The sequence below is a fragment of the Actinomyces stomatis genome, assembly GCF_031292835.1.
Lineage (GTDB): Bacteria > Actinomycetota > Actinomycetes > Actinomycetales > Actinomycetaceae > Actinomyces > Actinomyces stomatis.
In genome coordinates this window covers 1-22,619 of record NZ_JASPEP010000022.1, presented here as the reverse complement: position 1 = coordinate 22,619, position 22,619 = coordinate 1, and the positions used below count along the sequence as shown (strand labels likewise).

General features: G+C 69.8%; 20 protein-coding genes. 12 read left to right on the top strand and 8 right to left on the bottom strand.

Annotated elements, in window-relative coordinates:
* The first annotated feature begins 57 nt into the window (after positions 1-57).
* The 4 genes from RIV12_RS10540 to RIV12_RS10525 all read left to right on the top strand — a co-directional run bounded on the left by RIV12_RS10540 (position 58) and on the right by RIV12_RS10525 (position 5,178).
* The gene (locus RIV12_RS10540) at positions 58-909 is read left to right on the top strand and encodes an ATP-binding cassette domain-containing protein (RefSeq protein WP_309323698.1); all 852 of its coding nucleotides are present in this window, start codon (positions 58-60) and stop codon (positions 907-909) included.
* The gene (locus RIV12_RS10535) at positions 906-1,820 is read left to right on the top strand and encodes an ABC transporter ATP-binding protein (protein WP_309323696.1); all 915 of its coding nucleotides are present in this window, start codon (positions 906-908) and stop codon (positions 1,818-1,820) included. The genes RIV12_RS10540 and RIV12_RS10535 overlap by 4 nt, the downstream gene beginning before the upstream one ends.
* A gap of 62 nt (positions 1,821-1,882) precedes the next feature.
* Positions 1,883-3,436, top strand: a complete 1,554-nt coding sequence (locus RIV12_RS10530; protein WP_309323694.1) for an ABC transporter substrate-binding protein — start codon at positions 1,883-1,885, stop codon at positions 3,434-3,436.
* The gene (locus tag RIV12_RS10525) at positions 3,433-5,178 is read left to right on the top strand and encodes an ABC transporter permease subunit (protein ID WP_309323693.1); all 1,746 of its coding nucleotides are present in this window, start codon (positions 3,433-3,435) and stop codon (positions 5,176-5,178) included. The genes RIV12_RS10530 and RIV12_RS10525 overlap by 4 nt, the downstream gene beginning before the upstream one ends.
* Before the next feature lie 126 nt (positions 5,179-5,304).
* On the opposite strand, the gene RIV12_RS10520 is transcribed toward RIV12_RS10525, so the two are convergent.
* Complete coding sequence (locus RIV12_RS10520) at positions 5,305-5,838, bottom strand: DUF4242 domain-containing protein (protein ID WP_309323692.1); 534 nt, start codon at positions 5,836-5,838, stop codon at positions 5,305-5,307.
* 191 nt (positions 5,839-6,029) lie between these two features.
* Entirely contained in the window at positions 6,030-7,055 is a 1,026-nt protein-coding gene (locus RIV12_RS10515; RefSeq protein ID WP_309323690.1) for an aldo/keto reductase, read from the bottom strand.
* A gap of 79 nt (positions 7,056-7,134) precedes the next feature.
* On the opposite strand from RIV12_RS10515, the gene RIV12_RS10510 reads away from it, so the two are divergent.
* The 5 genes from RIV12_RS10510 to RIV12_RS10490 all read left to right on the top strand — a co-directional run bounded on the left by RIV12_RS10510 (position 7,135) and on the right by RIV12_RS10490 (position 13,675).
* Positions 7,135-8,034 (top strand): LysR family transcriptional regulator, encoded by a 900-nt coding sequence (locus tag RIV12_RS10510; RefSeq protein WP_309323688.1) that lies wholly within the window; start codon positions 7,135-7,137, stop codon positions 8,032-8,034.
* Positions 8,015-9,634 (top strand): threonine ammonia-lyase, biosynthetic, encoded by a 1,620-nt coding sequence (gene ilvA, locus RIV12_RS10505; RefSeq protein ID WP_309323686.1) that lies wholly within the window; start codon positions 8,015-8,017, stop codon positions 9,632-9,634. Before RIV12_RS10510 ends, ilvA begins: the two co-directional genes overlap by 20 nt.
* A gap of 212 nt (positions 9,635-9,846) precedes the next feature.
* Complete coding sequence (locus RIV12_RS10500) at positions 9,847-10,401, top strand: NADPH-dependent FMN reductase (protein WP_075418817.1); 555 nt, start codon at positions 9,847-9,849, stop codon at positions 10,399-10,401.
* 144 nt (positions 10,402-10,545) lie between these two features.
* Complete coding sequence (locus tag RIV12_RS10495) at positions 10,546-12,510, top strand: P-loop domain-containing protein (RefSeq protein ID WP_309323684.1); 1,965 nt, start codon at positions 10,546-10,548, stop codon at positions 12,508-12,510.
* Between the two features lie 214 nt (positions 12,511-12,724).
* Entirely contained in the window at positions 12,725-13,675 is a 951-nt protein-coding gene (locus tag RIV12_RS10490) for a hypothetical protein (RefSeq protein WP_309323682.1), read from the top strand.
* Positions 13,676-13,777: 102 nt separating this feature from the next.
* On the opposite strand, the gene RIV12_RS10485 is transcribed toward RIV12_RS10490, so the two are convergent.
* From RIV12_RS10485 to trhA, 6 genes are all read right to left on the bottom strand, one after another.
* Complete coding sequence (locus RIV12_RS10485) at positions 13,778-14,506, bottom strand: hypothetical protein (RefSeq protein ID WP_075418814.1); 729 nt, start codon at positions 14,504-14,506, stop codon at positions 13,778-13,780.
* A 153-nt stretch (positions 14,507-14,659) separates the two neighbouring features.
* On the bottom strand, positions 14,660-15,376 hold the full coding sequence (msrA, locus tag RIV12_RS10480) for a peptide-methionine (S)-S-oxide reductase MsrA (RefSeq protein WP_309323680.1): 717 nt from the start codon (positions 15,374-15,376) through the stop codon (positions 14,660-14,662).
* 90 nt (positions 15,377-15,466) lie between these two features.
* Positions 15,467-15,589: a hypothetical protein gene (locus RIV12_RS10475; RefSeq protein ID WP_309323678.1), complete on the bottom strand. Its 123-nt coding sequence runs from the start codon at positions 15,587-15,589 to the stop codon at positions 15,467-15,469.
* A gap of 113 nt (positions 15,590-15,702) precedes the next feature.
* Positions 15,703-16,968, bottom strand: a complete 1,266-nt coding sequence (locus RIV12_RS10470) for a hypothetical protein (protein ID WP_309323676.1) — start codon at positions 16,966-16,968, stop codon at positions 15,703-15,705.
* A gap of 307 nt (positions 16,969-17,275) precedes the next feature.
* Positions 17,276-17,761 carry a GreA/GreB family elongation factor gene (locus tag RIV12_RS10465; protein ID WP_309323674.1) on the bottom strand — a complete coding sequence of 162 codons (486 nt, stop codon included), beginning with the start codon at positions 17,759-17,761 and terminating at the stop codon, positions 17,276-17,278.
* 333 nt (positions 17,762-18,094) lie between these two features.
* Positions 18,095-18,805, bottom strand: coding sequence for a PAQR family membrane homeostasis protein TrhA (gene trhA / locus RIV12_RS10460; protein WP_309323672.1), 711 nt, complete (start codon positions 18,803-18,805; stop codon positions 18,095-18,097).
* 370 nt (positions 18,806-19,175) lie between these two features.
* Here trhA and RIV12_RS10455 point away from each other — a divergent pair, with 370 nt between their 5' ends.
* The 3 genes from RIV12_RS10455 to RIV12_RS10445 form a co-directional block, all read left to right on the top strand.
* Positions 19,176-19,982 carry an isoprenyl transferase gene (locus RIV12_RS10455; RefSeq protein ID WP_309323670.1) on the top strand — a complete coding sequence of 269 codons (807 nt, stop codon included), beginning with the start codon at positions 19,176-19,178 and terminating at the stop codon, positions 19,980-19,982.
* A gap of 91 nt (positions 19,983-20,073) precedes the next feature.
* Positions 20,074-21,009: an EamA family transporter gene (locus tag RIV12_RS10450; protein ID WP_309323668.1), complete on the top strand. Its 936-nt coding sequence runs from the start codon at positions 20,074-20,076 to the stop codon at positions 21,007-21,009.
* A 180-nt stretch (positions 21,010-21,189) separates the two neighbouring features.
* Positions 21,190-22,619 (top strand): DEAD/DEAH box helicase (locus RIV12_RS10445; protein ID WP_309323666.1); only part of this gene is annotated, 1,430 nt, incomplete at its 3' end.

Sequence of the window (22,619 nt, the reverse complement as noted above, 5' to 3'; positions counted from 1 at the left end):
TCCGGGCTGACAAACCACATATTTGAAAAACATGTCGTTCGCATTTAGTGTTTGCGTGTGACAATCGTTCTCAGTTCGTTGGTGGTGCGCTCCGGCGGCACGACGTTGGTCAACGGCGTCGCCCTCCGCCTGGCCCCCGCAAGCCGGACCGCCCTGGTCGGCGCCTCTGGGGCCGGCAAGTCCCTCACCTGCGCCGCGCTCGCGGGCACCCTCCCGGCCTCGCTGGGGGTCGCCGGCTCCCTGACCGTTGAGCCCGATGACGCTGACGCAGGCAGCGACCCGAGTGCGAGCTCCGATGCGGCAGGCGAGGCCGGCGGCGTCAACCTGCTGGGTCTGCCCGCCGCCCGGCGCCCCCGGGGCAGCCGGATCGCCCTGGTCCCGCAGGACCACTCCACCGCCCTGCACCCGCTCATCGCGGTCGGCCGCCAGATCGCCCTGGCCTCCCAGGCCGCCGGACGCAGCCGGGACGAGGCAGATGAGCGAGCCACCGACTACCTCTACGCCGTCGGGCTCGACGAGTCCTTCGCCGACCGCGTCCCCGGGCGCCTCTCCGGAGGCCAGCGCCAACGCGTCAGCCTGGCCCTGGCCCTGGCCGCCGAACCCGCCCTCATCATCGCCGACGAGCCCACCACCGCCCTCGACGTCGTCGCCCGCGCCGAGATCCTCGGGCTCCTGAGCTCCCTGACCAGCCTGCCCCAGGCCCCCGCCCTGCTCCTCATCACCCACGACCTGCCCGCCGCCGCCATCTGCGAGAACATCGCCGTCCTCCACGACGGCGCCATCATCGAGTCGGGGCAGACCCGCTCCGTCCTGACCCGCCCCGAGCATCCGGTCACGGCCGCCATGTGCGAGGCCGGCGCCGAGGAAACCATCGACGGGGCCCTGGCCGCAGCGGGAGCCGCCGCATGAGCGGACTTGAGACCCGTGGCCTCAGGCGCTCCCACCCGGGGGCGGGCGGCGAGCGGCGAGAGGTGCTGCGCGGCGTGGACCTGCGCCTGGAGCCGGGGGAGAACGTGGCCCTCATCGGACGCTCAGGATGCGGCAAGACGACGCTGCTGCGCGCCCTGCTGCTGCTCGACTCCCCGGGGTCGGAAGACGCCGGCGAGATCCTGCTCGACGGCGAACCCGTGCGCCGAGGCGGAGCCCGAGCGCTGCGGGCCTTCCGGCGGGCGGTGCAGTACGTGCCCCAGGACGCCGCCGCCACCCTCCACCCGCGCCGCTCAGTGCTGGCGCAGGTGGCCACCCCGCTGCGCACCCTGGGGGTGGTGCGCGACCGTGAGGAGGCCACCAGTCGGGCCCGGCGGGTGCTGGAGAGCCTCGAGATTCGCCGCGAGATATGGGAGAGCCGGCCCCACGAGATCTCCGGCGGCCAGGCGCAGCGGGTCTCCATCGCCCGGGCCCTGGCCCTGTCCCCGCGCTACCTCCTGCTCGACGAGCCGGTCTCCGGGCTCGACCCCGCCCTGCGCCGCCAGACCCTCGACCTGCTTGCGGCCATCGAGGCCGACCCCGACGCCACCACCAGCGATGAGCAGGAGCCCCCCGCCAAGTCCGGCGTGAGTGGCGAGCCGGAGCCCGCCCCAGCTGGTTCCGGCGCCGTGCCCGCCCCAGCTGGTTCCGGCGCCGTGCCCGCCCCAGCCCTGCTGGTGGTGTCGCACGACCTGGCCGCCGTCGCCCGCGTCTGCCAGCGGGCCCTGGTCATGGACGAGGGCTCCATCGTCGAGGACGCCCCCATGCGCCGCCTCCTCACTAAGCCCACGCACACGGCCACCCGCGCCCTGCGCGACGCCGTCCCCACCCTGCCGACCGCCGCCACCGACTGACGACCTCCCGACCGATGACACCCCGACAGCTGACACCCCGACCCAGGCCCGAAGGAGCACCCATGTCCCTGCCCGCCCCCGCCGTCACCCGCCGCCAGGTCCTCGCCGCCCTCGGCGTCGGAGCAGGCGCCGCCGCCATCGCCTCCTGCTCGCGCAGCTCCTCGGGCGACGGTCGCATCCGCCTGGCCATGTTCCATGCCCCCGAGAGCAAGCTCAACCCACTCACCGACGGCCTCAAGCTCACCCGGTGGTCCTGCGCCGAGAGCCTCACCGCGCTCAACGCCGACGGCGATGCCCAGGAGCTGCTCGCCACCGCCTGGAAGCGTGAGGGCGAGACCACCTGGCGACTCACCCTGCGCGAGGGCGTCACCTTCCACGACGGCACCGCCCTGAGCGCCGAGAACGCGGCCGCCGCCCTCACCTTCGCCGCCACCGCGGCCAAGCCGCCGCGCGTCCTGGATGGAGTCAAGCTCACCGCGAAGGCCGACGGCAAGGACCTCCTTCTGACGACCGCGGCCCCCGACCCCCTCATGCCGCAGCGCCTCTCCAGCCCCCAGCTCGTCATCCTGTCCCCGGCCGCCTACCCCAGTTCCGCCGACGGCGCCATCGACCCCGTCGGCCACGGCACCGGCGCCTTCATCCTCAAGCAGGCCAACGGCTCCTCCGGTGCCACCCTGGAACGCAACGACAAGTACTGGGGCACGAAGGCCACCGCCCCCGGCATCGACGTCACCTACGTTCCCGACGGCGCCGCCCGCGCCAACGCCCTGCGCACCGACACCGCTGACATCGTCGAAGCCGTCCCCATCGCCCAGGTTGGCAACATCGACAAGAACCTTCTCCACGAGGTAGCCACCCCGCGCACCCCCACCCTCTACCTCAACACCCGCTCCGGCCCCTTCGCCGACCCCGCCCTGCGCGCCGCCGCCCGCAACGCCGTCGACCCTGCCGCCCTCATCAAGACCGTCTTCGAGGGCCACGCCGACTCCCCCGTCGGACTCCTGGGACCGGCCGTGCCCTGGGCCGCCGAGCTGCGCGCCTGGAAGAAGGAGACCTACCCCGGAGCCTCGGGTGCGGCCGCCACCGGCAAGGTCCCCGGCGCCACCGCCGCCGGGACCGTCCCCGCCGGCACCGCCATCACCCTGGCCTCCTACACCGACCGCCCCGAGCTCGGAGAGATGGTCCCCCTCCTGGCCCAGCAGCTCGAGGCCACCGGCTTCAAGGTCACCCAGGACGTGCGCGAGTACAACCAGATCGAGTCCGAGGCCCTGGCCGGCAAGTTCCACGCCGTCCTCGTGTCGCGCTCCACCGTCCTGGACTCCGGCGACGCCGTCGCCTACATGACCGCCGACTTCTCCTCCTCCGGCTCCTACTCCATGAGCGGCCTGCACGACGAGAAGGTCGACGCCGCCATCTCCCAGGCCGCCGCCACGCAACCCGGCGACGAGCGCCACAAGGCCATCATGGCCGCCGAGCAGGCCATCCTCGCCTCCGGCGCCGCCATCCCGCTGGCCCACGAGCGCCTCATCCAGGGCGAGGCCGCCGGAGTCACCGGCGCCCAGCGCGACCCGGGCGAGCGCGCCCTCATCACCTCGGCCACGACCGTGAAGAAGTGAGCGGCGTGCTCACTCGGCTCGCCGGGCGCCTGCGAACGGGCGACCTCGTCACCGGCATCTCGCGCCTGCTCGCCCTGGCCTGCCTCGTGGGTCTGGTGGGCATGCTGCCATGGCTCTCGGGCAAGGACCCGGCCCTGACGATCCTGCGCGCCACCTCCTCCGACCGGGAGCCCACACCGGAGGTCCTGGCATCCATCCGCAAGAGCATCGGGATCGACGGCGGCCCCCTCCACGTCATCGGCCACTGGTTGGCCGGAGTGGCCCGCGGCGACCTGGGCCGCTCCTGGGTCTCGGGGGCCGACGTCGGCCCGGATGCCGTGGACGCCTTCGGGGTCTCCCTGAGCCTCATGGCTGCCGCGCTCGGCGTCGGGGTCGTCGTGGCCGCCGCCCTGGTCCTGCCCGCGCTGCGCGACGGGCTGCGAGGGCGCCCCCGGCCTCGCGGCGGCGCCGCCTCCGCGGTCCTCATCTCCCTGCCCGAGTACCTCCTGGCCCCGATCCTCATGCTCGTCCTGGCCGTCTACCTCAGGATCCTGCCGCCCTTCGGGTGGGGCAGCCCCGAGAAGGTCATCATGCCGGCCCTCAGCCTGGGCCTGCCCACCGGCGGCTACCTCGGTGGACTCGTCTCCGACGCCGTCACCGCCACCTTCTCCGAACGGTGGGTGGCCACCTGGTCCACCGCCGGCATCCGCGGCCGAACCCTGGCCGGAGCCGTCCTGCGGCGGGCCCTGGCGCCACTGACCGGGCAGGTGGCGCTTGTCGTCGTCGCCCTGACCGGCGGCGCGGTCGCCGTGGAGAAGATCTTCGCCATCCCCGGGCTGGGGCGCGAGCTCCTGGACGCCGCCTCCGCCCAGGACGTGCCGGCCCTCCAGGCCCAGATTCTGCTGCTGCTCGCCCTGGCGCTGACCACCGGCGTCATCGCCGGAGCGGTCCGACGCCTCCTCATGGGGCGGGCCGCTGGGGCGGGCGGACTCACGGCACCGCCCCCGGTGGAGCACTCGGGGCGGGCTGCCCGCGTCATCGCCGTCAGCGGTGCCGCCCTGCTGGCCCTCATGATGGCCGTCGGGATTCGGCGCGACCCCTACGCCGTCGTCGCGGACAAGCTCGTACAGCCCAGTGCCGCTCTCCCACTGGGCGCCGACTCGCTCGGGCGCGACGTGCTGGCACGGGTGGCTCACGGGGCCGTGTCCACGGTGAGCGGCGCCGTCATCGTCACGGTGGTCTGCTTCGTCATCGCCATCCTGGTGGGGCTGGCGCCGCGGGCGGCCACGGGATTCATCGAAGTCGCCAACGCCGCCCCGCCGATCCTGGCCGGCCTCATCGTCGCCGGCGTCTCCGGGCCCAGTGCCACGGGAGCCGCCATCGCCGTGGCCGGCGTCGGCTGGGCACCCCTGGCCTCCCACGCCGCCGGGCTCGTCGCCGAGAACCGGCAACGTCCCGACGTCCTCCTCGCCCCGGTCCTGGGGGAGGGGCGTGTGCGGATCACCCTGACCCGGGTCCTGCCCGCCGTCGTCGGCCCCCTGGCGCGCCACGCGGCCCTGAGGCTGCCCGGCAAGGCCCTCGCCCTGGCGGCCCTGGGATTCCTGGGCCTGGGTGCCCAGAGCCCGGCACCGGAGTGGGGACTGGTCCTGTCCGACGCACTGCCCTACATCGAACGGGCCCCCTGGGCCGTGGCCACGCCCGCCGCCGCCCTCGTGGTCCTGTCGATCACGTCGGTCGCCGCCTCCCGCAGCATGCGGCGCTGAGACCCCTGGGACCTCGCGGCAGCGGCTCCGGCGAGGCGCGAAGGGGCTGCGCCGTCGGGAACAGGACATGAGGCGGGCGCCAACCGCGCTATGGGTTGGCGCCCGCCTCATCGGTTGATCGGGACCTCAGCCCTCCAGGGCGTGGAGGCGGTCGATCGGGGTGGAGACGGCCTCGCGGGCGCGCACCACGGCCTCCTCGTCGGGGGCGTCGTAGAAGCACAGGCACTTGACCGTGTCCTCACGCACGTAGGTGCGCAGGAAGCTCACCTCCGGCACCTGGGCGTACTTGGGGGAGTTGGCCTTCTTGCGTGCCAGGTAGGTCTCCATGGAGATCTCCTCGGGGATGTCCCACTCCACGAGGTAGTCGGCCTTGCGGGCCAGGGCGCGCACGTCCTCCAGCTCGGCGCCCACGAGGCGGACCTCGTCGGGGCCGGTGACCTCGGCGTCGGCAGCAGCGGACCGGACGGCCTCGGTCAGGCCGGTGACGTCGTCGGAGGCGAGCTCGACGATGGTGAAGATGCGTTCGTGGCTGGCGGTGACCTGCGACTCCAGGACGGAGGCGCCGGCGGCCTCAACGGCCTGAGAGACCTGGGCGATGAGGGCCTCGGCGGCCTCACGCGACGGGGTGGTGGGGACGAGCTCGAAGAGCTGGAGCGACATGGCGGCTCCTTTCCGTAGGGTGTGCGTACCAACCTTTCGGTCCATCCGAATTATTCCCGCCGGCTCCGGTGGACCAAGGACCTGCTCGCTCTGCGGACACGCCGCGGGGTTGAGCACCGCGTGCGGACGCGTCGCCACTCAGCGCCGTCTCGGGGCACGAAGGGCGACGGATGAATAGTCACCGTGCGTCCTCATCTCTCGCCCAGGTGAGGTGTCGACCGAGCCGTGACGGGGACGGCGAAGGACCTTCGGTCACCTTCCCACGCGTCGGCTGGAACGGCCGAGTTCAGCATCTCCAAGTCCTCCGCTGTGAGCCTGGAGGACATGGCTGAGGCGTTCTCCCTCACCCGGTCCGATCTACGCGTTCCAGGGATGGGGACGACGTCGCCGCCCTGGGACAGTAGCCACGCGAGGGCGACCTGGGCCGTCGTCATGTCCCAGGACCTTGCGAGGTGAGTGAGGGCCTCGACCTGAGTCAGGTTGGCACTGAGATGACCGCCGTTGAACCTGGGGTCGTTCACCCGGAAGGGGCTGTCGGCAACGGTGGTGGCATCGATTCGCCCGCTGAGCAGCCCGCGGCCCAGAGGGCTGTACGGCACCAGGCCGACTCCGAGGTTCCGGGCAGCGGGCACGATGCTGAGCTCCGGCTCGCGCCACATGAGCGACCACTCCATCTGCACTGCTGCGATGGGGTGAACGGCGTGAGCGCGCCTGAGCTCCTCGGGCGTCACCTCTGATACCCCGAGATGGCGGACCTTGCCTTGAGCGACCAGGTCAGCCATGGCTGCGATGGACTCCTCGATCGGAACCTGCGGGTCCACGCGGTGCAGGTAGTACAGGTCGATGGTCTCCAGTCCCAGCCGGCGCAACGATGCGTCGCAGTAGGAGGCGATGCGGCTGGGATGAGCATCCAGCTGGACCCCGCCCTCGCGCCGGACGATACCGAGCTTCGTGGCGATCTGAAGACTGTCGCGTGCGATGCCGCTGGTGGAGACGGCTCGGCCGACGATCTCCTCATTGTGGCCCTGCCCGTAGCTCATGGCGGTGTCGAGCATCGTGATGCCGGAATCGAGGGCTGCATGGATGGCGGCCAGGGACTCCTCGTCGTCGGCTGGACCGTACCCCTGGGACAGGCCCATGCAGCCGAGTCCCAGCGCGGAGGTTTCCAGGGCGCCCAGATGGTGGGTTGTGGTGTCTGCGGATTTGATGAATGTCATACCTGAACGGTAGGTATCTGGACTTCTATACGTCCAAGACTGAGTTCACATACTTACCATATCGATTTAATATGGCGAGGTGGAACTGCGATATCTGCGGTCATTTGAGGCGATTGTGCGGTGCGGTGGGTTCACCAGGGCGGCTACCGACCTCCACCTGGCTCAGCCGGTCGTCTCCGCCCATATCAAGCGGTTGGAGCTGGAGCTGGGAGTGACGCTGCTGCACCGCGCCCGGCCGGTGTCCCTCAGTGCCGCGGGAGAGTCCTTCCTGCCATACGTGCGTCGAGCCCTGGCGAGTCTTGATGAGGGGGAGCGGGCCGTGCGCGCCTTCCGGTCCGTGTCCGTGGGGCACGTCCGAGTGGCTGCGACGTCGCTCCTGGGCGGGTTCGACCTCGTGAGTACGATCGGCCGGTTCCGGCTCAGGTATCCGGGAGTCACGGTGTCGCTGCGTACCGGGCTCATCGCCGACCTGCTCGAAGAGCTCCATCGAGGACGGGTCGATGTCGTCGTCGGCCCTGTGGTGGAGCAGTGGGAGCAGGAAGGAACTCGTCGCACCGAGATCGCGGACGAACGGCTGGTCCTCATCAGCCCGTTATCGACTGCTCGACGAGTGAGGTCGTTGGCCGATGTGGCGGACGAACCGTTCGTGTGCCTGTCCTCGGACAGTGGACTGCGGCGTTTGCTGAACACAGCATTCAGCGCGGTCGATGCGGTGCCGCGGGTGGAGTTCGAGACGCACAGTCCGGCCAGTATCCGTGAGATGGTGGCGGCCGGCCTGGGGTGCGCGCTGATCGCGCAGTCGGCTGTGGAGAAGGAGGGGCCGGACGTTCAGGTCTATGACATCCCGGGGCTTCCTCCGCATCCGCCGATCGCCGCGATATCGGCGTCGGACGCGGCCCCGCCCATCGCCCGATTCGTCGATGAGCTGACGGCTGCGCGTTCTGCCTCACGTGCGGCAGATGCGCCAGCGCCGGCTTGAGCTTGACTGCGGCCTGCCCGTTACGCTGTCACTCGTGAATGAGCTCGACAGCGTCAGCAGCAACGGAACCCCGGCCTGGGACAGCGCCCGCTACCTGCGGGAGATCCTCAAGGCCCCCGTCTACGAGGCGGCTGAGCACACGCCCCTGCAGGAGATGCCGACCCTGTCGGCCCGCCTGGGCAACACCGTCGAGGTCAAGCGCGAGGACCTCCAGGCCGTCCACTCCTTCAAGATCCGCGGCGCCTACAACGCCATGCGCTCCCTGAGCCCGGCCGAGCGCGAGCGCGGCGTCGTCACCGCCTCGGCCGGCAACCACGCCCAGGGCGTGGCCCGCTCCGCCGCCCTGCTGGGGGTGAGCGCCATCATCGTCATGCCCACCGTCACCCCCCAGATCAAGGTCGACGCCGTTCGCGCCCTGGGCGGCGAGGTCCGCCTCCACGGGGACAACTTCGACGCCGCCAAGGCCGAGGCCACCCGCCTGGCCGAGGTCGAGGGCCACTCCTACATCGCCCCCTTCGACGACCCCTGCGTCATTGCCGGCCAGGGCACCATCGGCCTGGAACTCATCCAGCAGGACGCCCACCTCGACCGCGTCTTCGTACCCGTGGGGGGCGGCGGACTGGCGGCCGGCGTCGCCGTCCTCATCAAGCAGCTCATGCCCGGGATCAAGGTCATCGGCGTCGAGCATGAGGAGTCGGCCTGCCTCAAGGCCGCCCTGCTGGGCGGCGAGCCCATCACCCTGCACCACGTGGGCCTGTTCGCCGAAGGAGTGGCCGTGCGCCGCATCGGCGAGGAGACCTTCCGTATGTGCCGGGCCCTGCTCGACGACGTCGTCACCGTTTCCTCCGACGAGACCTCCGCCGCCGTGCGCGACATCTTCGACGACGTGCGCGCCATCTCCGAGCCCTCCGGGGCCCTGGCCCTGGCGGGCCTCAAGCGCTACGTCGCCGAGCACCACCTGTCCGGCGAGCGCCTCGCCTTCGTCCTGTCCGGCGCCAACCTCAACTTCCACCAGCTGCGCTACATCTCCGAGCGCAGTGAGATCGGTGAGCAGCGCGAGGCCATCCTCGGGGTCACCATTCCCGAGGAGCAGGGATCCTTCCTGCGCTTCGCCTCGGTCCTGGGGGCCCGCTCGGTCACCGAGTTCAACTACCGCCTCTCCGCGGCCCGCACCGACACCGACCCCGCCCGCATCTTCGTGGGCGTGCGCATTGCCCGCCGCCAGGAGCGCGCCGAGATCGTGGCGGACCTGGAGGAGGCCGGCTATGACGTCATCGACCTCACCGACGACGAGCTCGCCAAGGTCCACGTGCGCTCCATGATCGGCGGGCGTGCCACCCCGGGCGTGCCCGAGCGGCTCTTCTCCTTCCTCTTCCCCGAGTCCCCCGGGGCGCTGGCCCACTTCCTGGAGGTGCTGGGCACCCGCTGGAACATCACCCTGTTCCACTACCGCACCGACGGCGCCGACTACGGCCGCATCCTGTGCGCCTTCGCGGCCGGGCCTGACGACGTCGAGCTGACCGAGCACATGGACCGGCTCGGCTACTCCTACAACGAGGAGACCACCGACCCCGCCTTCCGCTTCTTCCTGGCTCGATAATCCGTGAAAAACCTATGGCTCCACCCGTCCTCACCGGAAAGGTGGGAAAGGGTCGAGATGTGTTGTGGCAGGTATCATGCAATAAGGGCTCGCTGTTTCTGTTGAAACTCCCATAAGGTTATCGGCACACCATTTGTCGCGGCCGGGCATGCCATAGGAGTCTCCGCCTGACGCTGCCCCCGACCCGGCTCATCTCGACCAGGAGAAATAAAATGACCCGTCTTGCCGTCGTCGTCGGTTCCGTTCGCCCCAACCGTGTGGGTGGCTCCATTGCCCAGTGGGTGGTTGACCAGGCCAACAAGATCGAGGGCGTCGAGGCCGAGATCGTCGACATCGCCTCCTTCAACCTGCCCCTGTTCGCCGAGGAGCTCCCCCCGCGCATGGCCGTCCCCAGCGACCCGGCCGGCGCCGCCTTCGACGCGGCCCTGAAGTCCTTCGACGGGCTGATCTTCGTCACCCCCGAGTACAACTTCTCCATCCCCGGCGCGCTGAAGAACGCCATCGACTTCCTCCAGCCCGGCGCCGTGGCCAACAAGGGCGTGGGCGTGGTCGGCTACTCCTACAGCGTCGGTATCCGCGCCGTCAGCCACCTTCAGCAGATCCTCCAGGGCATGGGTGCCACCGTCGTGGCCTCCAACGTGTTCCTGTCGCTCAACACCGACTTCGCCGACGGCGCTTTCTCGCCGGCCTCCTTCCACGACGCCGAGGTGCCGGCCATGGTGCGCGACGTCGTCGCCCACTCCGACGCCCTGGCCTCCCTGCGCTGAGGACTCGGGACCCGGCTGTCCGGCTGAGTCGGAGGACGCCAATCCACCACGTCGCCGTCGGCGGTACCTGCGGGTGCCCCGGCGGCGACGTCGTTCGTGCTGCGGTTGCCGGGGCGCGCTTCGGCGGGTGGGTAGGGTTTCCCCATGACTGAGCGCAGCGAGCGAGGCGGTTCCCGCCGGGACGACAGAGGCGGACACGGCGAGCGCGGCTACCGGGGAGGCTCCGGCGGTGGTGACAGAGGCGACCGCGGTTACCGTGGTGGCGACCATGGTTACCGGGGCGGCTCGGGTGGCGGTCGCGGAGGTGACCGCGGCTACCGAGGAGACCGCGGCTACCGGGATGGCGAGCGCGGCCGCTCGCGCCGCGTCTACGACGACGAGCCCCGCGACGGCCTCCTGGCCGACCTCGTCGGCCACCTCCACGCACTCGATGGACGCTCCTACGCCGCCTACAAGGCGATCGTCGGACGCTACCGGGCACCCGCCGGCTGGTTCCTGCACATCGACCGCGTCCAGGCCGACCCCTACGCCCCGCCCACGCGCATTCACGTGGACGTGCCCACCGACCTGCACGGACTGGAGCTGCTCGATGAGGCCGACCTGCTGGCCGACGTCGACCGGCGCCTGGCCGTGGGCGATTTCCTCACCCGCGAGCTGCACGCCGGATTCCGCGGCACGGCGCTGTCCATCGCCTCTCCGGGCCAGGAGATCCTGCAGCGCTCCAGCATCGTCGTGCGCCCCGACGAGAAGAAGGAGGGGGCCGGCTGGATCCTGGAGGTCCGTGCCCGTCTGGCCCTGCCCGCCCAGGGCCGCTCCATCCAGGGTCACGAGGCCTCCCGGATCGTGGGGCGCGACCTCGTGCGCGAGCTGGAGGAGGCCATGGACCTCACCGGCGAGCGGGGCGACCGGCTCGTGCGCCACATCGCCACCCTCGAGGACCACCGGGCCCTGAGCGCGACGGTGGCCCGCAACGGCTGGGTGTCCTTCCTCGCCGACGGCTCCGTCCTGCCGCGCCGCTCCGGGGTGAGCGACGAGCCCCTGGACGGCGGCGTCCCCCTCGAGGCCCCCGAGTCCATGGCCGCCACAGTGGAGCTCCCGCACGTCGGGACGGTGCGCGGCACCGTCGTCGAGGCGGGCGTCAACGTCATCGTCGGAGGCGGCTACCACGGCAAGTCCACACTGCTGAGCGCCATCGAGCGCGGCGTCTACCCGCACGTGCCCGGGGACGGGCGCGAGCTCGTCGCCACGGTCCCCGACGCCGTCAAGGTGCGGGCCGCCGACGGGCGCGCCGTGACCGGCGTCGACCTGACCCCCTTCATCTCCCACCTGCCGGCCGGGCGCGACACCGCCTCCTTCACCACCCGCAACGCCTCGGGATCCACCTCCCAGGCCGCCTCCATCATCGAGGCCGTCGAGGCCGGCTCCACCGCACTGCTGCTGGATGAGGACACCTCCGCCACGAACCTGCTCATCCGCGACTCGCGCATGCGTGAGCTGGTGGCCGCCGAGCGCGAGCCCATCACGCCCCTGGTGGACCGCATCACCGCGCTGTTCCGCCGGCGGGGCGTCTCCACGGTCATGGTCATGGGCGGCTCCGGGGACTACCTGGACGTGGCCGACCGGGTCCTGCTCATGGACGCCTACCACCTGCGCGACGTTACCGAGGAGGCCCGCCGGGTCGTGGCCGACCAGCCCCGGCCCCTGACCGGCCTGGAGGACTTCGCCGCGCCTGGGCAGCGCGTCCCCGAGCCCGCCCCGCCGCGCACCCGCCGTGGACCGGTGCGCACCCGCGCCCAGGGCACCTCCACCCTCGTCCTGGACCGGGAGGAGATCGACATCTCCGACGTCGGCGGCGTCTCCGACTCCGGGCAGGCCGAGGCCATCGCCCACGCCCTGCGCGCCCTGCTGGAGCAGCGCTTTGACGGGGTCTCCCCGTTGCGCGAGTGCCTGGACGACCTCGAGGCCCTGCTCGATGAGGAGGGCCTGGACGCCCTGACCGACGAGCGCGAGCGCCCCGCCTTCCTCGTGCGCCCCCGCATGGTCGACGTCGGGGCGGCCGTCAGCCGCTACCGCAAGCTCGAGCTGGCCGGCCGGCCCGGCGAGGACTGACGGAGCGAGCACTGACGGGGCGAGCACTGACCGCTGGCCTCCCACCCGCACTTCAACAAAAACTTCACAAACGACGCGGCTCCGGGTCGCTTCTGAAGATTCGGTCGAAGTGATCCACGAGGCCGGTGTCCACAAGGGCGCCGTCGACCTCCTGTTTCCACAGGAAGGCAAGTGCTCCGGGTGAGCGTCGGAGTGCCGCGGGCAGCATAGGGGGATGACCACCTCGATCTCCTCCCTTCCCATGTCCGACGGCGGCGCTCTGCATCCGCTCCTGTGGAACGAGACCGGCCTCGACGGCGCCGCGTGCGCGCGCCCGGATCTCAGTCACGACTGGTTGCGAGTCGCCGCGGGCGTCTACGCGCTCCGCTCGGCCTGGCAGGAGGCTCCGTGGATGGAGCGCTACGAGCTGCTGCTCGAGGCGGCGCACCGGAAGTACGGCGAGGACCTGGTGCTGGCTGGCGCCTCCGCCGTCGCCGCCTATGGGCTGCCGCTGGTGGGGGCGGTCCTGCGCAGGGTGGAGGTCGTGGATGGGCGTCCCGGGCGGGTGCGGACCTCCTTGCTGAGGCGCCACGTCCGGCGCCGCGGCACTGAGGTCGTCAGGGTGGGCGGGCATCTCGCCGTCGCGCTGCCGGACTCGCTTATTGACCTGGCTCGGTGGCGTGGAGTGATGGCGGGGGTTGCCGCCATGGACGCGGCCCTGCACAACGGACTGTGCTCCGCGGACTCCCTGGAGGAGGCGCTGGAGCGTCTGCCTGCGACGGCCCGTGGTGGCCCCCGCGCTCGGCAGGCCATGCGCCTGGCCGACGGCCGCTCCGAGTCGCCGGGCGAGTCCATGTCCCGTGTCCGCATGTGGGAGCACCGTCTTCCCAAGCCGGAGCTGCAGGTGAGTGTGCGGGTCGGGCAGGAGCTCTACATCCTGGACTACTACTGGCCGGACCTCGAGGTGGCCGGCGAGTTCGATGGTCGGGTCAAGTACCGGTCGGCCTCCTTCGGGCAGGACCCGGAGGATGTTGTGTGGCGTGAGAAGCTCCGGGAGGACGCGCTGCGGGCCTCGGGTCTGACCGTGGCCCGCTGGACGTGGGCGCAGGCCTGGGGCGATACCGGTGCGCAGATGCTGCGGCGACTGGCCGCTGCGGGAGTCAGGCCCACTGGCCGACGCTGGTGAGCCCCTCCCTCACTTCGACCAAAACTTCAAAAAAGACCCGGAGCCGCGTCGATTCTGAAGTTTTTGTTGGTGAGTGAGCTGGTGGTGGCTGCGTGGCTCGCGTTAGGCGGCTGAGCCGGTGCGGTACTCGGTGCGGTACTCGCTGGTGCGGGTGTGGATGAGGCGGGGGATCGAGATGGTCTTGTCGAAGCGGCCGTCGCGGTAGCCGGCCTGGAGGTTGAACAGCACCATGAGTCGCAGCGCCATGGGGTTGCTCGTTCGGGCCACGCGACGCAGTGTCGAGACGGGCATCTGGCGCAGGATGCTCACGATCTTGCCGGCGTCGCGCCAGTTGGCCCGGACTGGCGCGACGTTGAGGCGGTTGAGGGCTTCAACCTCACGCAGGAAGAAGTCGGCGCCCTCCCTCTCGGCCGCGCGCCACCAGCCGGCGCGGTAGGTGGCCTCGAGCTGCTCGACGGCGTCGCACAGGGCGTCGTAGTCGACGCCGACGACCTCAGTGCGCAGCTCCTCGGCCCGGATCCGCTCCAGGGCGGCGTGCGCCAGCGGCAGGATGACCCGGGCGACGTCGTCCACGGCATTGTTGCGGGTGAGGCGGTCGGCCTCCGGCAGGGGCTTGCCGTCGCGGGGCAGGCGCGCGTCGACCTCCTCCAGGTGCGCGATGGAGGTGCGCAGGTCGCCGGTGAGACGGGCGGTGGAGCGCGGAACCCCCATGGCGATGAGCAGCTCGGTCGCGGCGCGCCACTGGAAGTCCCTGTCCTCAGACCAGTGGATCTCCGAGTCCACCTCTGCCGGAGACCGGTCCGACGGGGTGCTCGTCTGCTGGCTGCTCATCGGGGTTGAGCCTCCTGTGGTGCGCAGGGAAAACAGGTCAGGCGGTCGCGGGCGCTCAAGGCTGGGAGTGCTGGCCGGCGGCCGGGGGACAGCGTCTCAAGGCAACGTGTGAGAACGCTGATGATTGACGCTTGAAAGGCTGGGGTGACGCTGTCAGGACGGCGCGTCTTCTGGGGCCAGGACGTCGGTCTGGGCGGGCAGGTCCGTGATGCCGACCGGGCAGGTCACCCCGTTGGGGCCGTGGTTGCAGTAGCCGTTCGGGTTCTTGTGCAGGTAGGCCTGGTGGTAGTCCTCAGCCAGGTAGTAGGGGCCGCCGAACTCGGCCGGAGCGTCCGCCGCGTCCTCAATGGTGGTCACACAGGTGCCCAGGCCCAGCCGGGTCAGCTCGCCCTGGAAGGCCTCGCGAATCCGCACGGCCGCCTCGTGCTGGGCGGGTGTGGTCGTCCACACCGCCGAGCGGTACTGGGTGCCGACGTCGTTGCCGTGACGGTTCAGGTGTGTGGAGTCGTGGTTCTCCCAGAAGGTCCGCAGCAGGGTCTCCCCGCCCTCGCCACAGACGGTGGGGTCGTAGACGACGCGCACCGTCTCGGCGTGACCGGTCGCCCCGGTGCACACCTCCTGGTACGTGGGGTTGGGTGTCTGGCCGCCCATGTAGCCGACCGACGTCGAGACGACGCCGTCCTGGCGCCACAGGATCCGCTCCACGCCCCAGAAGCAACCGGCCGCCAGGTAGAGGACCCGACTGCCCTCGGGCCACGGTCCGTCCAGGGGCGTTCCCAGCACCGGGTGGTCTCCGGGAACGGGCAGGACCGGTGCCTCGCGGCCGGCCGGCGCCGACCCGCTGAGTGAGTGACGAAGGGCGTTGAACATGAGGACACGGTACTGCGCGAGGTCCCTATTCCCGCCCGCGCTTCACTGACCGCGAGGAGCGGTTGGGGCGGAGGTGGGAGCGGGTGTCGATCAGGAACTCGGCGAGGAGTCCGGCCCGGAACTGTTCGGCCCCAGGTGGGTGAAGGCCCGCTCGCGCCAGTTGAGGAAGCTCTGGAACCCGCCGTCGGTCGTAGCCTGACGTAATAAAATCATCTCCTGAACGGTACGGATTCCAGTGATCCAGGGCTAGCGCGTCTCCATCAATTTGTCAGCCCCCTGCACTATCTCAACCGCGAAAATTATTGCTTAAACAGGGGGTGGCTATTTCAAGATGATGCTTGGGCGAAAATTAACCCCGATCTCGTGGCGGTTGCGTCATAACCTCTTGCTTCAATGATTGACTTAGCCTCGCCCATGTGGGTGTTTTGTAGGATACTCCAAGCTCTGGTTGTGAGCTTTTCGCGCGCCTTGAGGTGTTCTAACGGGCCGTCGATCGTCTTCAGAAGAGCGTTCAGCTCCGCCGGAAGTCCTACGTAGTAGTCTGTCCCAGGGATTATTGATCCGGTGATATAGGGGGTGTTTGACAGTGAGTGCTGTCGTTCGGGCGAGGAATTTGAGATGGTGTGAGAGAATGGAAGTAGTTGTGCAATAAGTAATAAGCCGCCAAACTCCGGGTCGTCTTGATAGATATTCCTGTCGCTAGTTCTGTCCAGTCTGGAAGATGAGGGTAGGTTGTTGCGGGGGTCGCTGGGGCTGCTGGGGCCACCGGGCTTGCCGGGGCCGCTGGAACCGCCAGGACCGCCGGGGTTACGAGGATTGCCGGGACCTCCAGGACCGCCGGGGTTGCTGGGACCGTTAGGACCGCCGGGGTTACGAGGATTGCCGGGACCTCCAGGACCGCCGGGGTTGCTGGGACCGTTAGGACCGCCGGGGTTGCTGCGGCTGACGTGGGGTGCTGTTAAGTGGTTCCTCCAAAATAATTTGGTGTATGCAAAGTGTGAAATGGATATCACTTCCTGTGCATTGCCTGCAATCTTGGCGATAGTCTGCGGGATGCTAGAAAACTGTCTGCTTGCCTCTGTGATATCTGTAGAACTGTATCCCCCACTACGTCCCTTTGCTTCCATGATGAGTTTGCAAGGGTCGTGAGGGCTTCTGGGGGTCGTTGTGTAAGCTAAGAGATCGGGTCGTGCACAACCCCTAGGGATGCCAGTCCCGGTCAGTAAATTGTGCACAGCATCTAGATGAACGGTAACCGCAGCATTAAATAGACGCTCTGCCATCATTGAGCATTGTGTCATGCCGAGAGTGTAACTAATCGGTGTTTTTTCACTGCCGTCGAGTGCTGGAAAGTATGAATTCTGTCGAAACCATGAGTTCGAATTCTGATTTCGTAAATCTATTCCGTTGTAGATGTATGCAATGCGCAGCAATATGTTTTCAAATGGACGTGAATAATTGTGAGCTGCGAAAATACTGGGATTTCCAACTGCTATTGAATGCAGGAGGACGTCGAGAGGTGAGAAGTCTTCAGCTCCATGACTATTGATGTGAGGTAGATTTCTGTCGCTTGTATATTCTACAATAGGCATTGCATGACTCTCATAGCACGTTAAGGTGATTATGGGTGTGATCTGCTGAAATCGGTTAAATGTTAGGTGGCTTAGTTTTGTGTCATACCACCCTAAGGGCGCTTGTGTGGGTATGGGGGGTCTGGCGTTTTGGTTGGCTTTCAGGGGGGTGTCGCGCCTTACCTTCGATTCCTGGAAAGAGGCCTCGGTAATTTACCGGATTGGTCTTTCGGGGTGACCTGAGGGGATGAAGTGATGAGCCGGGCATTTCTCGCGATGCCCAACGGTGGGGCGACGCGAGAAATGCCCGGCTCAGTGGAAAAGAGGCTCAGACCCGCTCGACCTTGACGATCTCGGCCTTGATCTCCCGGCCCGTGGGGGCCTCGTAGGAGACGGTGTCGCCCGCGCGGTGCCCCATGAGGGCCTGGCCCAGCGGGGCGTCGGGGGAGAAGACCTTGACGCCGTCGGGCACGTCCTCGGTGATCTCCTGGCCGCCGAGGGCGAAGACCTGCTCCTTGCCGGCCACCTTCGCGGTGACGATGGTGCCTGCCGAGACCGAGCCGTCGTCGGCCGCCTCGCCGATCTGGGCGTTCTCCAGGGTCTCCTCGAGCTGGATGATGCGTGCTTCGTTGAGCCCCGCCTCCTCGCGGGCGGCGTGGTAGCCGGCGTTCTCCCGCAGGTCACCCTCCTGGCGGGCCGCCTCCACGCGCTGGGCGATCTCCTTGCGCTCGGTCGTCTTGCGGTGCTCGAGCTCGGCGGACAGCCGGTCGTAGGCCTCCTGGGTGAGCCAGGTGCCCTGTGACTGCTCGGACATGGGTCCTCCTTGGATGACTGGTGCTGGTCGCTCGGCAGCCGTTCGGGTCACCTTGCGACGACGACACCCGGCGGCTCCTCGTAGGGCCGACCGGGTTTGAAGCGCGAGTCTACGCCGCAGCCTGAGGGGATGCTGTGTAGTTGGCGAAAGGTGCTGGAATATTCCGGGGCTGCGGTCGGGCGGCGAGGCGGGCGAATCCGTGCCGGCCCGCCTGATCGACGTCGTCGTGGGGGCCGGGAGACTCAGCGGGCAAAGTGGGAGGCTCGACGGCGTGGCGGCCCGTGCGCTAGACCTGGTGGACTCGGCGGCCGCCTCCCGACCGGCCTGTCCCCTCTAGCGCAGAACCGCCAGGAAGCAGGCCACGCACTGGCAGGCCCATGCGGCCACGGTGCACACGTGGAAGATCTCGTGGAAGCCGAACCAGTGCGGCAAGGGATCGGGCGTCTTACGGGCGTAGACGACGGCGCCCAGCGTGTAGGTCACGCCGCCGGCCACCAGCAGCCACACGATCGCGGGGCCGCCCGCCCGCCAGAACTGCGGCAGGAACCAGACCGCCACCCAGCCCAGGATGACGTAGAGGGCGGTGGTGAACCAGCGCGGAGCGTGCATCCACAGCAGGTTCGTGGCCGTGCCGATCGCTGCCCCCGCCCACACGATCCCCAGGACCAGGGTGGCCGTGCGCGTCGGCAGCAGCGCCGCCGACAGGGGCGTGTAGGTGCCGGCGATGAGCAGGTAGATGTTCGCGTGGTCGATCCGCCGCAGCGTGGCCGCCACCTTCGCGGGCCAGTGCCCGGTGCCGATGTGGTAGACGCCGGAGTTGGCGAACAGCAGCAGCGAGCACGTCAGGTAGATGGCGCAGGCCCACTTCAGGCCCGCTCCCGGCGCCAGCACCGTCAGCACGATGCAGGCCGCCAGGGCCAGTGGCGCTGTGCCGGCGTGGATCCATCCGCGCAGCCTGGGCTTGACGGCGGCCATGACGCCCTTGGCGCTCGTGGACGCGGAGCGGCGCGAGGCCGGTGGCGTCGATGGCGATGTCGGTGACATGGGCGTGAGCGTCCTTCTGGGTGGTGTGGGCTGAGCTCGGGGTCGATCCTGAACCTTACGACTCCGTAGGTTACGTGAGCGTAGGTTTCGGTGGTAGCGGTCCGGGCGACGATGTGACGGGGGCGCCACGGTCGCGTGTGTCAGCAGGTCCCTCGGACGTCGTCGTCCGAGCCGGTGCGGTCGCGTGTCCTCGCATGCCTCTGTTGTGCCCCGGCAACCCTGGGCGAACCTGATGGCCGGATTTGATCCGGCTGTTAGCAGGCTCGTCCAGCGCAGGAGGGGTGTCGCGCGATAGCGTTGGAGGTGGCCCCGAGCCGTCGGGCCCCGTCCACCCCCATCAACCCCACCGAGGAGCCCTGAGGAATACGGCATGGCAGGCGACAACCTCCTCTACGACATCTACGAGCGCCGGCTGGCTGCGCGCATCGACCCGGCCACGGTGCCCCACCACGTGGGTGTCATCCTCGACGGCAACCGGCGCTGGGCCAAGTCCATGGGGTTCGGGGCCGCGCAGGGCCACAAGCGCGGCGCGGACAAGATCGAGGAGTTCCTCGGGTGGGCCGAGCAGATGGGGGTCCAGGTCGTCACCCTGTGGCTGCTGAGCACCGACAACCTCTCCCGCGACCCGGCCGAGCTCTCACCCCTGCTGGACATCATCGCCCACGCCGTCGACGAGCTCGCCGAGACCGGTCGCTGGAGCCTGCGGCTCGTGGGCGCCGTTGACCTTCTGCCCGAGCCGCTGGCCGAGCGCCTGCGCGCCGCCGTCGCGAAGTCCAGGCCCGAGGTCGCCGAGGCGGGCGAGGGCGCCGGAAAGGCTGCGGGGGAGGACCGGCGCATGCAGGTCAACATCGCCGTCGGCTACGGGGGCCGTCAGGAGATCGCCGACGCCGTGCGCGAGCTGCTGCGCGAGCGGGCCGCCGCCGGGGCGAGCCTGGAGGAGGTGGCCGCCTCACTCAGTGAGGAGGACATCACCGAGCATCTCTACACCAAGGGCCAGCCCGACCCCGACCTGGTCATCCGCACCTCGGGCGAGCAGCGGCTCTCCGGGTTCCTGCTGTGGCAGTCGGTGCACTCCGAGTACTACTTCTGCGAGGTCAACTGGCCGGCCTTCCGGCGCGTGGACTTCCTACGGGCGCTGCGCGACTTCGCCAGCCGGGAGCGCCGCCTGGGCAGGTAGTCGGGCCGGCCGACCCCCGTGCCGGGTGCGCCGCGCTGAAACCGTGGAGGGGGGCGTGTGAAGGAGCTGCAGCGCAGGTGACAATACGGGCGTGACGAGCGGTGAATCCCACCCGCCCCGCGGCCTGGGCAGCAGCGCAGGCGCACGTGCTGTGGGCAGAGCGGTGGCGGGAAGGGTCCCGGCGCCGCTGGTCTTCGTCGCCTCCGCCTTCTCCCAGTACCTCGGAGCGGGCCTGGCCGTCTCACTGTTCTCGCTCATGCCCTCGACGGCAGTGGCCTGGTGGCGCCTGGTGGTGGGCGCCGTCGTGCTCCTGGCGCTCCGACGACCGTGGCGCCGGAGCTGGACGCGTCAGGCTCTGGTGCTGGCGGCCGCCTTCGGGGCGGCCACAGCCACCATGAACGTCATCTTCTATGCGGCGATCTCACTGCTCCCGCTGGGGACGGTCGTCTCCCTGGAGTTCCTCGGGCCGGTCGCCGTCGCTGCCCTCACGGGGCGCGGGTGGCGACCGCGCTTGGCCGCGTTGCTGGCGCTCCTGGGAGTCGTGTGCATCTCCGGGCTCGGCGTCGACCTGAGTGAGCCGGGTCAGAGGGCGGGGGTCGTGCTCGCGCTGGCGGCCGGTGCGGCCTGGGCGGGATACATCCTTCTGGGGCGGCGAGTGGCCTCGTCCGGGGCCGGAGTCGACTCGCTCGCTGTGGGCATGGTGTCCGGAGCGCTGGTCTACGCTCCCTTCGCCGTCGGCACGGCGGCTGCTGCCCTGACATCGGTGAGGGCAGCAGCGATTGCACTGGGGGTTGGGCTGCTGTCGACCGCGGTGCCCTACGGACTCGATCAAGTGGTGCTCAAACGTCTTGGGGCGGATACCTTCGCGCTCCTGTCCTCGCTCATGCCGGCGACGTCGATGCTGGTGGGAGTGGCGGTGCTGGGCCAGCTGCCCAGCGGCTGGGAGGTCGCCGGCCTCGGGCTGGTGTCGGTGGCCGTTGCCCTGGCCAGCGCGGACGGCCGCGCGCCGCGCCCCACGCGCGTGTGAGCGGGGTCCTTGGGGCGTGGTGGGATCTCGGGCAGGATGGCTCCCTGGTCCGGGCACCGCCCGGCCTGGCTGGTGCCCCGGTCCCGGCGCGCGTCGACTCACCTGACGCCCTGCGCCGTCGAACCGCATACGCCGGCACCTCACGCACCGACGCGCACGCTGCCAGCGACACGCGCCGGCGTGCTCGCGGTCCCAACCGACAGGATCCTCGTGGCCGCACACCGCACCTCCGCCTCACACCGCTTCGCCTCTGGAAAGACTCCGGCCGCGGGTGAGACCACCTTCGCCGACCTCGGCGTGGACTCCGACCTCGCCGCCGACCTCGACGCCCGCGGTTTCACCGCGCCCTTCCCCATCCAGGCCGCCACCCTGCCCGACACCCTCGCCGGGCGCGACGTGCTCGGCCGCGGCCGCACCGGCTCGGGCAAGACCCTGGCCTTCAGCCTGCCGCTGGTTCAGCGCCTGGCGCAGCAGGACAAGGCCCGTCCCGGCCACCCCATCGGCCTGGTCCTGGCGCCCACCCGCGAGCTCGCCCTCCAGATCGCCGAGGTCATCGAGCCACTGGCCCGCGTCGTCGACATGGATGTGACCACCATCTTCGGCGGGGTCTCCGCCAAGCCCCAGGAGAAGGCCCTCAAGGCGGGCGTTGACGTCGTCGTCGCCTGTCCCGGCCGGCTCCTGGACCTCATGGGGCAGGGGCTCGTCAGCCTCGACGAGGTCGAGATCACCGTCCTGGACGAGGCCGACCACATGGCCGACCTCGGCTTCCTGCCCAATGTCCGCCGCATCCTGCGCGCCACCCCGCAGCGCGGCCAGCGCCTGCTGTTCTCCGCCACCCTGGACAACGGCGTGGACACCCTGGTCAAGGAGTTCCTTCACAACCCGCTGCAGCACTCCGTGGACCCCTCGACCTCGCCCGTGGACGCCATGACCCACCGCGTGTGGATGGTCGCGGACAAGACCGCCAAGGACGGCATCGTGCGGCGCCTGGCCTCCGGGGAGGGGCAGCGCATCCTGTTCACCCGCACCAAGCACCTCGCCCGGCGCCTGGCCCGCAAGCTCGTCCAGGCCGGGATCCCCGCCGTCGAGCTGCAGGGCAACATGAGCCAGAAGGCGCGCGAGCGCGCCATGCGGGCCTTCTCCGCGGGGCAGGTCCACGTCATGGTCGCCACCGACATCGCCGCCCGGGGGATCGACGTCTCCGGCGTCGAGCTCGTGGTCCACGTCGACCCGCCCGCCGAGCACAAGGCCTACCTGCACCGCTCGGGCCGCACCGCCCGCGCCGGGGCCGCCGGCAGCGTCATCACCCTCGTCCTGCCCGAGCAGAAGCACGATGTTCAGGTCCTGCTCAAGAAGGCGCGGATTCGTGCGGACATCGAGCGCATCCGGCCCGACGACGCCGCCGTGGACACCCTTGTGGGGCAGGTCGCCGAGGCCGTCGCGCTGGAGGACATGCCCGAGGGCGTGGCCATCAAGGGCGGCAGCCCCAGTGGACGGGCCTCCACCGGGCGGCCGGGACACGGTCACGGAGAAGCGGGGCGCGGTCGGTCCGGTCACGCCGGCCGTGGAGGTCGCGGCGGGGGAGCGCGCGGTGGGCGCGGCGGGAACGC